This is a genomic window from Pseudomonas sp. CH61, assembly GCF_059429415.1.
In genome coordinates this window covers 5,412,604-5,426,701 of record NZ_CM182098.1, presented here as the reverse complement: position 1 = coordinate 5,426,701, position 14,098 = coordinate 5,412,604, and the positions used below count along the sequence as shown (strand labels likewise).

The 14,098-nt window shown below is 60.3% G+C and carries 14 protein-coding genes; 8 read left to right on the top strand and 6 right to left on the bottom strand.

The window, feature by feature from the left end; genetic code table 11:
• Positions 1-50 precede the first annotated feature (50 nt).
• Genes AC5SEM_RS24450 through AC5SEM_RS24440 form a run of 3 tightly spaced genes read left to right on the top strand, consistent with a single transcriptional unit; the run spans position 51 to position 2,997 of the window.
• Positions 51-1,193, top strand: coding sequence for an ABC transporter ATP-binding protein (locus tag AC5SEM_RS24450; protein ID WP_007913856.1), 1,143 nt, complete (start codon positions 51-53; stop codon positions 1,191-1,193).
• A 35-nt stretch (positions 1,194-1,228) separates the two neighbouring features.
• Complete coding sequence (locus AC5SEM_RS24445) at positions 1,229-2,110, top strand: ABC transporter permease subunit (RefSeq protein ID WP_174245145.1); 882 nt, start codon at positions 1,229-1,231, stop codon at positions 2,108-2,110.
• A complete protein-coding gene (locus tag AC5SEM_RS24440) occupies positions 2,107-2,997 on the top strand; it encodes an ABC transporter permease subunit (protein WP_007913861.1) in 891 nt (296 codons plus the stop codon). Before AC5SEM_RS24445 ends, AC5SEM_RS24440 begins: the two co-directional genes overlap by 4 nt.
• 140 nt (positions 2,998-3,137) lie before the next feature.
• On the opposite strand, the gene AC5SEM_RS24435 is transcribed toward AC5SEM_RS24440, so the two are convergent.
• The gene (locus AC5SEM_RS24435; RefSeq protein WP_495471457.1) at positions 3,138-3,779 is read right to left on the bottom strand and encodes an HD domain-containing protein; all 642 of its coding nucleotides are present in this window, start codon (positions 3,777-3,779) and stop codon (positions 3,138-3,140) included.
• Between the two features lie 154 nt (positions 3,780-3,933).
• Here AC5SEM_RS24435 and AC5SEM_RS24430 point away from each other — a divergent pair, with 154 nt between their 5' ends.
• Positions 3,934-4,899 carry a GlxA family transcriptional regulator gene (locus AC5SEM_RS24430; RefSeq protein ID WP_495471456.1) on the top strand — a complete coding sequence of 322 codons (966 nt, stop codon included), beginning with the start codon at positions 3,934-3,936 and terminating at the stop codon, positions 4,897-4,899.
• 180 nt (positions 4,900-5,079) lie between these two features.
• Here the strand turns inward: AC5SEM_RS24430 and AC5SEM_RS24425 are convergent, their stop codons facing one another.
• Positions 5,080-7,488 (bottom strand): penicillin acylase family protein, encoded by a 2,409-nt coding sequence (locus AC5SEM_RS24425; RefSeq protein WP_495471455.1) that lies wholly within the window; start codon positions 7,486-7,488, stop codon positions 5,080-5,082.
• Positions 7,489-7,590: 102 nt separating this feature from the next.
• The gene (locus AC5SEM_RS24420; protein WP_077574953.1) at positions 7,591-8,169 is read right to left on the bottom strand and encodes a DUF6436 domain-containing protein; all 579 of its coding nucleotides are present in this window, start codon (positions 8,167-8,169) and stop codon (positions 7,591-7,593) included.
• 99 nt (positions 8,170-8,268) lie between these two features.
• Between AC5SEM_RS24420 and bipL the strand changes: the two genes are divergently transcribed.
• Positions 8,269-9,216, top strand: a complete 948-nt coding sequence (gene bipL, locus AC5SEM_RS24415) for a phospholipase BipL (protein WP_495471454.1) — start codon at positions 8,269-8,271, stop codon at positions 9,214-9,216.
• 103 nt (positions 9,217-9,319) lie between these two features.
• Here the strand turns inward: bipL and AC5SEM_RS24410 are convergent, their stop codons facing one another.
• On the bottom strand, positions 9,320-10,051 hold the full coding sequence (locus AC5SEM_RS24410) for a DUF2059 domain-containing protein (protein WP_123593566.1): 732 nt from the start codon (positions 10,049-10,051) through the stop codon (positions 9,320-9,322).
• 108 nt (positions 10,052-10,159) lie between these two features.
• Here AC5SEM_RS24410 and AC5SEM_RS24405 point away from each other — a divergent pair, with 108 nt between their 5' ends.
• The gene (locus tag AC5SEM_RS24405) at positions 10,160-10,792 is read left to right on the top strand and encodes a 2OG-Fe(II) oxygenase (protein ID WP_137218534.1); all 633 of its coding nucleotides are present in this window, start codon (positions 10,160-10,162) and stop codon (positions 10,790-10,792) included.
• 1 nt (position 10,793) lies between these two features.
• A complete protein-coding gene (locus tag AC5SEM_RS24400; protein WP_495471453.1) occupies positions 10,794-11,279 on the top strand; it encodes a 2-thiouracil desulfurase family protein in 486 nt (161 codons plus the stop codon).
• A gap of 286 nt (positions 11,280-11,565) precedes the next feature.
• Here AC5SEM_RS24400 and AC5SEM_RS24395 read toward each other — a convergent pair whose 3' ends face one another.
• A complete protein-coding gene (locus tag AC5SEM_RS24395; RefSeq protein ID WP_495471452.1) occupies positions 11,566-12,129 on the bottom strand; it encodes a transporter substrate-binding domain-containing protein in 564 nt (187 codons plus the stop codon).
• 135 nt (positions 12,130-12,264) lie between these two features.
• Between AC5SEM_RS24395 and AC5SEM_RS24390 the strand changes: the two genes are divergently transcribed.
• Positions 12,265-12,690, top strand: coding sequence for a DUF4399 domain-containing protein (locus AC5SEM_RS24390; protein WP_102901377.1), 426 nt, complete (start codon positions 12,265-12,267; stop codon positions 12,688-12,690).
• A 119-nt stretch (positions 12,691-12,809) separates the two neighbouring features.
• Here the strand turns inward: AC5SEM_RS24390 and serA are convergent, their stop codons facing one another.
• Positions 12,810-14,039 (bottom strand): phosphoglycerate dehydrogenase, encoded by a 1,230-nt coding sequence (serA, locus tag AC5SEM_RS24385; protein WP_008085296.1) that lies wholly within the window; start codon positions 14,037-14,039, stop codon positions 12,810-12,812.
• Between the last annotated feature and the right edge of the window lie 59 nt (positions 14,040-14,098).

Here is a 14,098-nt window from a genome sequence, read left to right as displayed (position 1 = left end):
GGTTCGCCTTGCGGGGCGAACTGCATTGTTTTTTTCTGGGAGTTTCGTAAATGGCAGTTGCCTCCGGCGCCTATAAGAAAGCCCTCGAGGGCGACCAGACACCGAAACAGGTGTTGGTCAAAATCGACCGGGTCACGAAGAAGTTCGACGAGACGATTGCCGTGGACGATGTGTCCCTGGAAATCAAAAAGGGCGAGATCTTTGCCCTGCTCGGCGGTTCGGGATCGGGCAAATCCACTCTGCTGCGGATGCTGGCAGGGTTCGAACGGCCCACGGAGGGGCGCATTTTCCTCGACGGCGTCGACATCACCGACATGCCGCCGTACGAACGTCCGATCAACATGATGTTCCAGTCGTACGCCTTGTTCCCGCACATGACCGTGGCGCAGAACATTGCCTTCGGCCTCAAGCAGGACAAGATCCCGGCGGCTGAAGTCGATGCCCGCGTGGCCGAAATGCTCAAGCTCGTACAGATGAGCCAGTACGCCAAGCGCAAGCCGCATCAATTGTCGGGCGGTCAGCGTCAGCGTGTGGCGCTGGCCCGTTCGCTGGCCAAGCGGCCGAAGCTGCTGCTGCTCGATGAGCCGATGGGCGCACTGGACAAGAAACTGCGTTCGCAGATGCAACTTGAGTTGGTGGAAATCATCGAGCGCGTCGGCGTGACCTGCGTGATGGTGACCCACGACCAGGAAGAGGCCATGACCATGGCCGAGCGCATCGCGATCATGCATTTGGGCTGGATCGCCCAGATCGGCAGCCCGATCGATATCTACGAAACCCCGACCAGCCGCCTGGTCTGCGAATTCATCGGTAACGTCAACATCTTCGAAGGCGAAGTGATCGACGACGCCGAAGGCCACGCAACCATTACCTGCAAAGACCTTGATCGGCAGATCTACGTCGGCCACGGCATCAGCACCTCGGTGCAGGACAAATCGGTGACTTACGCGATCCGTCCGGAGAAGCTGCTGGTCACCGCCGACCAACCGACCTGCGAATACAACTGGTCGAGCGGCAAGGTCCACGACATCGCCTACCTCGGCGGGCACTCGGTGTTCTACGTTGAGTTGCCGAGCGGCAAACTGGTGCAGTCGTTTGTCGCCAACGCCGAACGTCGCGGCGCGCGTCCGACCTGGGGCGATCAGGTTTACGTGTGGTGGGAAGATGACAGCGGCGTGGTACTCCGCTCATGAACATGCGCAAATTCAAACGCCGCATCAACCGAATAATCCCCAATGGCCGGCAGTTGGTCATCGGGGTTCCGTTCATCTGGCTGTTTCTGTTTTTCATGTTGCCGTTCTTCATCGTTCTGAAGATCAGTTTCGCCGAAGCCGACGTGGCGATCCCGCCGTACACCGAGATCTACACGTACGCCGAGCAAAAGCTGCAACTGCTGCTGAACCTGGGCAACTACGCGATGCTGGCGGGCGACGAGTTGTACATCGCCGCTTACCTCGGCTCGCTGAAGATGGCGCTGATCAGCACCATCCTTTGTCTGGTCATCGGCTACCCCATGGCCTACGCCATCGCCACTGCCCGTAAAGAGTTGCAAACGGTGCTGGTGCTGCTGATCATGATGCCGACCTGGACGGCGATCCTGATCCGCGTTTACGCGTGGATGGGCATCCTCAGCAACAACGGTTTGCTCAACGGTTTCCTGATGAGCATGGGCTTCATCGACGAGCCGCTGCAGATTCTCAACACCAACCTGGCGGTGTACATCGGCGTCGTTTACTCGTATCTGCCGTTCATGATCCTGCCGTTGTACGCCAACCTGGTGAAACACGATCACAGTCTGCTGGAAGCAGCATCGGACCTGGGTTCGAGTACTTTCAACAGCTTCTGGAAGATCACTATTCCGCTGTCCAAGAACGGCATCATTGCCGGCTGCATGCTGGTGTTTATCCCGGTGGTGGGTGAGTTCGTGATCCCGGAACTGCTCGGCGGTCCGGAAACCCTGATGATCGGTAAAGTGCTCTGGCAAGAGTTCTTCAACAACCGTGACTGGCCGGTGGCATCCGCGCTGGCAGTGGTGATGCTGGCGATCCTGATTGTGCCGATCATTCTGTTCAACCGCAGTCAGGCCAAGGAAATGGAGGGTAAAGAATGAAGCGCATCCGTTTCTCCAGCCTGATGCTGGTCATCGGTCTGTTGTTCATCTACCTGCCGATGCTGATCCTGGTGATCTACTCGTTCAACGCCTCGAAACTGGTAACGGTGTGGGGCGGCTGGTCGATCAAGTGGTACGTCGGCCTGCTCGACAACACGCAACTGATGGGCTCGGTGCTGCGCTCGCTGGAAATCGCCTGCTACACCGCGGTTGCCGCGGTGGCGCTGGGCACGCTGGCGGCGTTCGTGCTGACCCGCATCACCCGCTTCAAGGGCCGTACGCTGTTCGGTGGTTTGGTGACGGCGCCGCTGGTGATGCCGGAAGTGATCACCGGTCTGTCGCTGTTGCTGCTGTTCGTGGCCATGGCGCAGATGATCGGCTGGCCGCAGGAACGTGGCATCGTCACCATCTGGATCGCCCACACCACGTTCTGTGCGGCGTATGTCGCGGTGGTGGTGTCGGCGCGCCTGCGTGAGCTGGACCTGTCGATCGAAGAAGCGGCCATGGACCTCGGTGCACGGCCGTGGAAGGTGTTCTTCCTGATCACCATCCCGATGATCGCGCCATCCCTGGCGGCGGGCGGCATGATGTCGTTCGCGCTGTCGCTGGATGACCTGGTGTTGGCGAGCTTTGTGTCCGGGCCGGGTTCGACGACTCTGCCGATGGAAGTGTTCTCGGCGGTGCGTCTGGGCGTGAAGCCTGAGATCAACGCCGTGGCGAGTCTGATTCTGCTGGCCGTGTCGATCGTGACCTTCATGGTCTGGTTCTTCAGCCGCCGTGCCGAAGAAGCGCGCAAGAAGGCGATTCAGCAAGCTATCGAAGAAAGCGCAGCCGATTCGTGGAAACAGCCGGACGTGCGCCGGGCGCCAAGCCCGGAGGCTGCGTAAGCACTAATGGGTTGGCCTCACTCTCGAGACCAACCCAATTCAAACTGTAGGAGTGAGCCTGCTCGCGATAGCGGAGTGTCAGTCAGGAAATTTCCAACTGACAGGACGCCATCGCGAGCAGGCTCACTCCTACATGGGTTTTACGCAGTCCAGGGAGAGTTGCGGATGACCTCGACAAAGTTCATCGGTTTGAACCCCGGCTCCTGATCCTTCAGCACATCGGTCTTCACATTACCAAACGTGGTCTGCGGACGATGACGCAAGCCATCGGCAAACGCGCAGATGATGCACTCCTTGAAACCTTCTCCACGCGGGTGCGCATGCACCACCGCTTCGCGTTGCACAGTGCTGAACGCTGCGTAATCCATGCCCAGCACATCCATCTCTACGCCTGCGGTGACCAGTGCCACGGTCGGACGCAGATGCTTGGGCACGCCCGGCGTGGTGTGCAGGGCAATCGACAGCCACACCTGTTCGATATCGTCATCGCTGAGCCCGTACGGCTTGAGAAACGCTGCTGCTGCGTTGGCACCGTCTACTTCGAAACGCTCGTCATCGCTGCGGTGACCTTCGACCAGGCCGAGGTCATGGAACATCGCGCCGACGTAGAGCAACTCCGGGTTGTAGGCCAGTTGCTGGCGCTCGCCGCTCAATGCACCGAACAGAAATACCCGGCGCGAGTGGTGGTAGAGCAGGTCGGACTCGATGTCGCGGATGTACTCGGTGGTGGCCCGGGCGAGGGTGCTGTCGGGGATTTTGATGCCGGCGATGGTGGTGCTCATAACGGTTTCCTCGTCGAAAACGCCGTCGTGGCGCTGATGGGAAAAGTCTGTGCCCGAGGCAGAAACCGGACAATCGATGCATGGCTGCGATCCTTGCCAATCCACCTGCAAATCGTGCCAACTCGGCTCAGAGACCCAAAGGAGCTTTGCCGCCATGACCAAAACCGTCGCCATCGTGGTGTTCGCAGGCGTGCAGTCGCTGGATGTCAGCGGCCCCCTGGATGTGTTCGCCGAGGCCAACCGCTTCCTGGCGCCCGAGGATCATTATCGACTTGAGGTAATCGGTGTCGAGCACGGCCCGATGGCCTGCTCCAACGGCTTGACCCTCAACGCCCATCGCCATTTCAGCGAGGCACTCGACGCCTATGACCTGCTGCTGGTCGCCGGTGGCCCGCAATTGCCGTTCATGGATTTTGGCGTGACGTTCGATGATTGGCTGCGTGCGGCCTGTTCACGCTCGCAGCGCTTCGGTTCGATCTGCAACGGTGCGTTCATGCTGGCGCGCGCCGGAATGCTGGAGGGGCGCACCGTCACCACGCACTGGAACGATGCCGAGGCGTTGGCCCAGTTATGCCCGACCACGCAGGTCGAGGCGGATCGCCTGTACGTCGAGGACGGCACGCTTTATACCTCGGCCGGGGTTACGGCGGGGATTGATCTGTCGTTGTATCTGCTGGCGCGTGATCACGGTGCTGAAGTGGCGCTGAGCGTGGCCAAGCGGCTGGTGGTGTTTACTCAGCGCTCTGGTGGGCAGTCGCAGTTCAGCCCGTTCCTCACGCCGCATGCGGAACCGACGTCGGCGGTGGCGATGGTGCAGTTGTATGTGCTGGCCAATCTCACGGGCGATCTGACGATTGCCGATCTGGCCAGTGCAGCGAACATGAGTGCGCGTAATTTCTCGCGGGTGTTTGCTCGGGAGGCGAAAGTTACGCCGGCGGAGTTTGTCGAAAGGGCGCGGGTGGATGCGGCGCGGGTGATGCTGGAGAGCACCATGGCGCCGTTGAAGACCGTGGCCTATCAGTGCGGGTTTCGGGATGCGCAGCATATGCGCGGGGTGTTCAACCGGCGGTTGGGGGTGACGCCGCAGCAGTTTCGGCTGAATTTTGCGTTGAAGCTGTGACCCTCACCCCAGCCCTCTCCCGGAGGGAGAGGGAGCCGACCGCAGTGTCTGGTGTTTTACATCGACCTGAAAGACCTTAGCGATTATGGATTCGGCAAAGCAGGATCAGGTCGCTGTAAGCCTTGAGCATCCCCCAATCAGTCCCCTCTCCCTCTGGGAGAGGGCTAGGGTGAGGGGCTTTTAAGGTGCCCGCATCGGCAACAGCTTCAACGTACTGCGCGTATTCGCCGTCACCTCTTCGTCGTTGAAATGCGCCTGCACATACATCCCGTCGACATACGCCTCAGCCTGATCGTCATAGTGGCTATCAAACGGCACACCACTCTGCCCGACCGGGTTAATCGTCAAGCCATGCGCCGGATCGGCAAAATCCACCAGGCGCCGCGTCGACGGCCCATAAGTCACCGGCCACGGCGCCGGGCCGATCTTCGCCGACAGGTTGTTCGGCACTTCATGACTGCCCGGCGCCGCAAACGGCCCGACATTGAAAATCCGGTCCAGCGGCTTCTGCTGTCCCAGCGGATGCCCGTGAGTCAGCGTGTGTGCCGTGCCCCATTTCCACTCGGCGGAGTTATCGCCGAGGGTCAGCTTCAAGTGCTGCATGCTCGCCTGCCACGCCGCGCGCACGACATCGGCACGGGTCTCCTTGTTCGGCGTGTTGCGGTTATCCCACCACGGTGAATCGGCATTCGCCGCCAGCTTCGGCAGCGCGGCATCAATCACTCGCGTCGACAGCAAGGTGTCGAAAAAATCATTGCCCAACTCATCACGCATCGCGGCATCGGCGAGGTCGTAGAGGAACTGGTTGAACACCGTTGCACTGACCGAATCCAGCGGATAGTCGCCCGGCCACTGCGCCAGTTGCTCGACCAGTTTCAACTGCGCCGGATCGCTCACCACCTCACGCAACACCGGCAGCAACGGTGCGAGCAAGCGCGGGCCATAACCGGTCGCCGTGCCCAGTTGCAGTTTCTGGTTGGCCTCATTGGTCCACTTCACGCTCTTGTCGCTGAGCTGACGATTGAGTTGCTGCCCGCGATCGGCAAGGTTGTAGTAACCGGGAATCTCCATGCCGGTGGGCGACAGCGGCTGGAAGTTGGCCGAGACGATGTAGCCGCGCGCCGGGTTTTCTTCCTGCGGGTTGGCGCTGAACGGGTAGAAGCCGTCCTTGTCCGCCTGATTGCTGCTGCCGTCGAGAATGAATTCCGGCCGCACCCCGGCCGGACGCTTGGGCAGCAACGCCGATGCCCACCAGGCGATATCGCCCTTGGCGTTGGCGTAAACCAGGTTCAGCCCCGGTGCCTGCACTTTCGCCGCTGCGGCGCGGGCCTTGGCCAAGGTGTCGGCGCGGTTGAGCTGGTAGAAGCCTTCGAGGATCGGATTTGGCGTTTCGAGGAAAGCCCACCACATCGCAATCGGCGTTTTCCCGGCAGCAGTCCCCAGCGCATCGTTGACGATCGGGCCGTGGGGCGATTGACGCAGGGTGAGAGTTACCGGCGTCTGGCCTTTCACATTGATCTGCTGCTGCGTGACGACCATGTCGGTCCACTGGCCGCGATACCAGACCTGATTCGGATTATCCGGGTTGACCTTCTCGGCGATCAGATCCAGATCGTCGTTCTGGAACATGGTCAGGCTCCAGCCGAAATCGAGGTTGTGGCCGAGGAAGGCGAACGGCACCAGCGCCTGATGATGGCCGTACAACTCGAAGCCCGGCGCCGACAATTGCGCTTCGTACCACACCGACGGCACTGAGAAACGAATGTGCGGATCACCCGCCAGCAATGGCTTGCCGCTCTGGCTGCGGCTGCCGGCGATGACCCAGGCGTTGCTGCCTTCGAACTGCGGCAAACCATTGTCGACAAGCGCTTGTTCGCTGAGGCGGGCGAGGGTATTGAGGTCTTTCCAGTCGCCGGCAGCGAGGGCCGGCGTCGGTTTGGCGTGACCGTTGACCAGCACACCTTTGGGCTGCCAGTCGAGATCGAAGACCTTGAGGTAATCGGCACCAAGCTGATCGCGCACATAAGTCAGCAGCGGTTCGGTGCGAAACGCCGCCGCAAAGCTGTAGGCCATGTAGCCGGCGACGCTGATGCTGTCTTCCGCCGTGAACGGCCGCTTGGGGATGCCCAGCACGTCGAACTCGATCGGCGCGGCGTGAGTGTCCTGATATTGGTTGATGCCATCCAGATAGGCTTGCAGGCCCTTCCATGCCGGCGACTGTTTATCGAGACTGGCGACGTAACTGGCCGCGCGCTCGCGGATGCGCAGGCTGCGGAACAGTTTGTCGGTGTCGAGCAGCTTCGGCCCGAGCACTTCGGCCAGCTCACCACGGGCGAGGCGGCGCATGGCTTCCATCTGGAACAGGCGATCCTGGGCATGCACATAGCCGAGGGCGCGGTAGAGGTCGGTTTCGTTCTCGGCACGGATGTGCGGCACGCCGCGCTCGTCGTAGCGCACGGTCACCGAACCTTGCAGGTTGCGCAGTTCGACCTGGCCCTGGCGCGTCGGTTGTTTGCTGTAGACATACCAGCCGACGCCGGCGAGCAGGACAACGATGAGCAAGCCAAGTACGGTGAACACGCGCTTCATGGTGACTCCTTGTGCAGGCGGGATTGCCGCCCGTCGGGCTGCAAACAATTAGCACAGACCTTCTGTGCCGTGCAGCGCTGTCCTTGAAAAGTCCGGAATGCCTTACTGCGCCTCCACCGGCCACGGGCAGTAGCAACCGACCGCCAGGGTGTGCGTGGCATTGACCGGGCGATCTTCTGTCAGGGCATTCAAAATCGGTTCGATAAAGCTGTTGCTGGAGTTGCAGGTCAGGCCTTCGCTGTATGGGCCGAAGTACGCCAGTTTGCCGCTGCGGTCCCAGATCGCCACGGCCGGGCTGGCGGGCACCTGTTCGGAACCGGGCAATATCGTGATGGTTTTCAGGCTGCTGAGGGTCGCGGGCAACTGCCCGTGGCTGCCAGTTTTTTGCACGGCGAAGAACTCCACGCCTTTGGCGCCGAACTGCTCGACCATCTCGGTCAGGTGTTGTTGGTTGCCGACATTGCACGGGCAGGCCGGGTCCCAGAAATGCACCAGACGAATCTTGCCGGGACCGGCGAGATTGTCCGGCAGGCGCAACGGATCACCGGAGAACACCGCCGTGTGTTCGCTGAATGCGCGCAGATAACGCCCTTGAAACCAGTCGTACGCCGCCCACAGCACCCCGGCGCAAATCAGCGCGAGCAGGCTGGCAAACAGTGCGGTGCGGTAGGGCGAACGCATGGTTTTCGATCCTCGAAAGGTCGGCTAGCTTGCCATGTCTGTCACTACAGATGAATATCGCAGGCCGATAAAGTCTGTTTACCGCTTTGGAATTCCCGCATGCCTGCCACTTTCGACCTCGATCAAATCCGCGCCAGCCTCAAGCCTTTGGCCGAGTGGCAGCCGTTGTCGGACGAGGCGAAGGCGTACCAGCAGTTTTATAAAACCGATTTTCCCCATCGCGATGTCTGGCGTGGCATGGGCCGTTTCGAGGTCGATGGCTATGAAGTGGTCAGCCATTGCTGGTGGCCGGAGAAGGTCAAGGCGACGCTGTTTCTGCTGCATGGTTATTACGATCACACCGGGCTGTATCGGCATGTGATCGAGTGGGCGCTGGATCAGGACTTCGCGGTGATCGCCTGCGACTTGCCGGGGCATGGTCTGTCGAGCGGGCCGCGCGCAAGCATTCGCGATTTCTCTGAATATCAGGACGTCCTGCAGGCCTTGTTCGCCGAGGCGCAGTCGATCGCGCTGCCGCAGCCGTGGCATCTGTGTGGGCAAAGCACCGGCGGGGCGATTGTGGTTGATCACCTGCTCAACCATAGCGAAAACAGCCCCGCACAGGGCCAGGTTATTTTGATGGCGCCGCTGGTGCGTCCACGGGCGTGGGGCTGGTCGCAGCTGAGCTATTACTTGCTCAGGCCTTTTGTCAGAGGGGTCACGCGGCGCTTCAGCGAGAATTCCAACGATCCGGATTTCCTGCCGTTTCTGCAGGCTGACCCGTTGCAGCCGCGACGCTTGCCGACGAAATGGGTGGGGGCGTTGTCGCGTTGGATCATTCGCGTCGAGCACGCGAAAAAAAGTCCGCGGCGGCCACTGATCATTCAGGGGCAGGCGGACATGACGGTCGACTGGCAGCACAATTTGCAGGTATTGAAATGGAAGTTTGATCGACCGCAAATCTTGTTACTGGCCGAGGCGCGGCATCATCTGGCGAATGAGACGGCGGAGATGCGTGAGGAGTATTTCGAGTTTCTGAGCAAGCGGATCAGGGGCCGGAATCTGTAGCGTCTGTGAGGGCCTATCGCGAGCAGGCTCACTCCTACATTTGGAATGCGTACCCCTGTAGGAGTGAGCCTGCTCGCGATAGCGGTCTAAGAGACGACGAAGATCATTGCCCGACCGCCAACCCTGCGCGAATCGCCGCCAACGCCGCCTGGTAATACGCCTTGCCCTCAGCCGACTCGGCAAACGTCGCGAACTCTTCCAGCTCTTCATCAGACAAGTCGCGATACACGTAGAGCAGCGTGTTGTTCATGTCAGCTCCGATCTGATCCATCAAACGCTGGCGCTGACCATTGAGCATGCCTTGCGCCTGACCACCTCCCAGCAACCCCGGGATCATCGAACTCAGGCTGTCCGCCGCGACGCCGGCAATCGCCAGGCTCACTTCGGCGCCAGCCTCACGGGCAGGCAAGGCTTGGGCGAGGTGACCGATGATCAGCAGACGACTGTCGCTGACCTGCATCTTCGGCAGGCCTTTGGCGTTTTTCGCCAGTTGATCGCGACGGGTTGCGAGCAATTCAGCCGCGACAATTTTCTTGCCCAGCGGCGATTGAAAGAAGGTCAGTGCCGGTTTCGGGTCGGCGAGCTTCTGTCGCAGTTGCGCTTCGGCACGTTGATCCACAGCCTGCGGGGCAAAGCGCTGATTGCTGTTATTCACCAATGCTTGAAACACCGCCGGCGGCAGGCTGTTCTGATAGCGCTGCTGTGCGGCCGTCAGGGCATCGTTGAAATGCGCACGTTGATCTGGCCAGCCGGCGACCTTGTACAACTGATCGTGGCCGTCCGCCCAGGCGGGCAAAACGCAGAACATCAACAGTGAAAAAAGCAAACGGCGCATAGGGACTCCTGTCAGCAGCGGACTATTCTCCGTGCGGTGCCGGTACTTGTCGAGAATTCGTAGCAAGCCGCCGCGTGGCTCTGTCGGATTTCTTGCCGCCGACATACTATGCGCGCCATGCAAATATCCTCTGAACACCCACTCCTGTTACGCATTGTCGATGACCTGGCCGAACACGGCTGGTCGCAGCAGAACATTTTCCTGCCCGCCGGTTTGACCCGCGAGCTGGCGGCCGAGTGCCGTAAACGTGAGGCCGAAGGCGAGTTGGCCCCGGCGGCGGTGGGGCGTGGGCCTTTTTCGGAGATCCGCGAGGGGATTCGTGGCGACCACATTCAGTGGATCGATCCCGGTCAGGCCGAGGCCAGCGACCGTTATCTGAACCTGATGGAGAGCCTGCGCGAGGCACTCAACCGTGGCTTGTTCCTCGGCCTTGAAGACTTTGAATGCCATTTCGCGTTGTATCCGCCGGGTGCGTTTTATCGCAAGCACGTCGACCGTTTTCGCGACGATGACAAGCGCATGGTTTCGGTGGTGGCCTATCTCAATGACGCCTGGCTGCCGGAGGATGGCGGTCAGTTGCGCATGTACCTGAACGATGAACGCGTGCACGACGTTCAGCCTACGGGCGGGTGTCTGGTGGTGTTTCTCTCCGGCGAAGTGCCGCATGAAGTGTTGCCGGCGAACCGCGAGCGCTTGTCGCTGACCGGTTGGTTTCGCCGCCGTGGCAACGAGCCGTTCTGACATGGACAAGATTCTGGTCAGCCGCTGCCTGCTGGGCCATCGCGTGCGTTACGACGGTGGCGCGAGCGGGCCGTTTGATTTGCTTGAGCAGTGGATTGCCGAAGGGCGGGTGGTGCCGTTGTGTCCGGAGGTTGCGGGCGGTTTGCCGACGCCACGGGCGGCGGCGGAGATTCCGGGCGGGCAGGGTGGTGAAGTGCTCGATGGCGTCGCGGCGGTGATCACCACTGAGGGCGAGGATGTCAGTGCGCAGTTTCTCGATGGTGCGCGGCAGGCGCTGGCGCTGGTGCAGAAATATGGCATCCGCGTGGCGGTGCTTAAGGCCAACAGTCCTTCCTGTGGAAACTTGCTGACCTATGACGGCACGTTCAGTGGCGTCAAGGTCAGTGGCGAAGGGGTGACGGCGGCGTTGCTCAAGCGCCATGGTGTGCAGGTGTTCAGTGAGCTTGAATTGGCTGAGGCTGCGGTGGCTCTGGCGGGTTTGGACTGATCCGGAATTGTTTCCCTCACCCCAGCCCTCTCCCGGAGGGAGAGGGGGCCGACCGAGTTGTCCGGCGCCTTGCATCGACCTGAAAGACCTTATCGGCTATGGGTTCGACACAGCCATGACTGATCGATTATGGATTCGACACAGCCATGACCGATCGATTATGGCGTCGACGAAGCCATGGTCAGTCGATTTCGGATTCGGTATAGCCATCCCAAGTCGGCGTATCTCTGAAGCATCCCCCATTCAGTCCCCTCTCCCCCTGGGAGAGGGCTAGGGTGAGGGGCTTCTAAGGTTTCAACCACTTCTCGGTCAACGCCGCCAGGCGCCCATCTGCCCTGATCCGCTCCATCGCACTCGCAAGGCTGGCCTGAAACGCCGGATTGCCCTTCTGAAACGGAATCGCCAGATCCACCGGCTCCGCCGCTTTCGGCTTCTCTTGCGTCAATGCCTGCACCAACACCATCGGCCGTGGCTGCTCATCCTTCTTCGCCAGCAACTGCGAATCGACCTTGCCGTACGGTTCGCTGAAGTCGAAACGATCCTTGAGCTCCGGTGTCAGTGCTATGTGGTTGAGCGCGACGTCGTACTTGCCGCTTTCAACGCCCTGGAGCAGGTCGGCTTCGTCGGTGACGATGAAGTCGGCGCGCACATCCAGCTCGTTGGCCAGCAGTTGCCCAAGCTCGACCTCGAACCCCGTGAGTGTGTCGCCTTCCTTGTAATTGAACGGCGGTGTATTAGCCTCAAGGGCTATGCGCAGCTCGCCACGGTCGTTGACGTCATCAATCAGTTCGGCATGAGCCAAAGGGCTCAAAAGGGGTAGCAGGCAGATCAGGCCAGGCAGAAAACGCATGGTCACTCCTTTGAAATCATTATCGCGACGCTCTGATTCAGGCTCGCTTTGCTATGGTTGTCGAGTGCCTTCGACAACGAATGGTCATGAAGTTGTCATGACCGTGCGGATTTTACGGAAAAACTGGAGAAGAAAATGAAAAGCTTTATGTCACGTGCAGCGTTCGCGGGTGTGCTGATGGGCGTTTCGGTGCTGGCCAGTGCCGCCACACCGGCCCCCAAAGGCGCCGAAGTGTTCATCGTTTCTCCCGAAGACGGGGCCACGGTTTCGCAGACCTTCACCGTCAAATTCGGTACCAAGGACGTCGCACTGGCGCCGGCCGGTGACGTCACCAAGAACACCGGTCACCATCACCTGCTGATCGACGCCAAGGAAATCGTTCCTGCCGGTTCGGTTGTCCCTACCGATGCCAACCATATGCACTTCGGCAAGGCGCAGACCCAGGCTGACATCAAGCTCGCCCCGGGCAAACACACCTTGCAGCTGGAGCTTGGCGACAGCGGTCACATGGCATTCGACCCGCCAATCGTCTCGAAGAAAATCACCATCAACGTGGAATAAAAAAGGGAGCCCTTTCGGGGCTCCCTTTTTTATCAGCGGCGAGTTGCAAGCTGCGAGCTTCAAGCAAAAGCACAAGCGAACATCACTTGCCGCTTGTAACTTGAGGCTTGTAGCTGTTCTTAGAAAAGAACGCGGCTACGGATAGTGCCGTTGATGTGCTGCAGCTTCTCTTGCGCCAGATCCGAGTACTCGGCGTCGACGTCGATCACCACGTAGCCCACCTTCTCGTTGGTCTGCAGGAACTGACCGGAGATGTTGATGCCGTTTTCGGCGAAGACCTTGTTGATCTCGCTCATCACACCCGGGATGTTCTCGTGGATGTGCAGCAGGCGGTGCTTGCCAGGGTGAGCCGGCAGGGCCACTTCCGGGAAGTTCACCGACGAAACGGACGTACCGTTGTCGCTGTACTTGACCAGTTTCTCTGCCACTTCCAGACCGATGTTGGCTTGCGCTTCGGCGGTCGAGCCACCGATGTGCGGGGTCAGGATCACGTTGTCGAGGCCACGCAGCGGGCTTTCGAACTCTTCGTCGTTGGAGCGTGGCTCCACCGGGAACACGTCGATGGCCGCGCCGATCAGGTGCTTGTCCTTGATCGCGTCCGCCAGGGCGTCCAGTTCGACCACGGTGCCACGAGCAGCGTTGATCAGGATGCCGCCCTTCTTGATGGCGCGGATTTCCTTCTCGCCGATCATCCACTGGGTCGCAGCGGTTTCCGGAACGTGCAGGGTAACGATGTCGGACATGCCCAGCAGCTCGGTCAGGCTACCGATCTGAGTCGCGTTGCCCAGCGGCAGTTTGGTCACAGTGTCATAGAAGTACACCTGCATGCCCAGACCTTCAGCCAGAACCGACAACTGGGTACCGATCGAGCCATAGCCGACGATGCCGAGTTTCTTGCCACGGATCTCGAAGGAGTTGGCTGCGGACTTGATCCAGCCGCCACGGTGGCAGGAAGCGTTTTTCTCCGGGATGCCGCGCAGCAGCAGGATCGCTTCGGCCAGCACCAGCTCGGCAACGGAGCGGGTGTTGGAGTACGGCGCGTTGAACACGGCGATACCGCGCTCGCGGGCAGCACTCAGGTCAACCTGGTTGGTGCCGATGCAGAAACAGCCGACCGCAACCAGCTTCTTCGCGTGATCGAAGATCTCTTCGGTCAGTTGGGTGCGCGAACGAATGCCGATGAAGTGAGCGTCAGCGATCTTTTCCTTGAGCTGGGCTTCCGGCAAGGAACCTGTCAGGTATTCGATGCTGGTATAGCCCGCCGCCTTGAGGACGTCGACAGCCGATTGGTGGACGCCTTCGAGAAGAAGGAACTTGATCTTGCTCTTATCGAGAGAAGTCTTGCTCATCTGCGTAAACCTGTATCCCGGAGAAAAATGGCAGGAAATGGTCAACAGACGCTGACCCG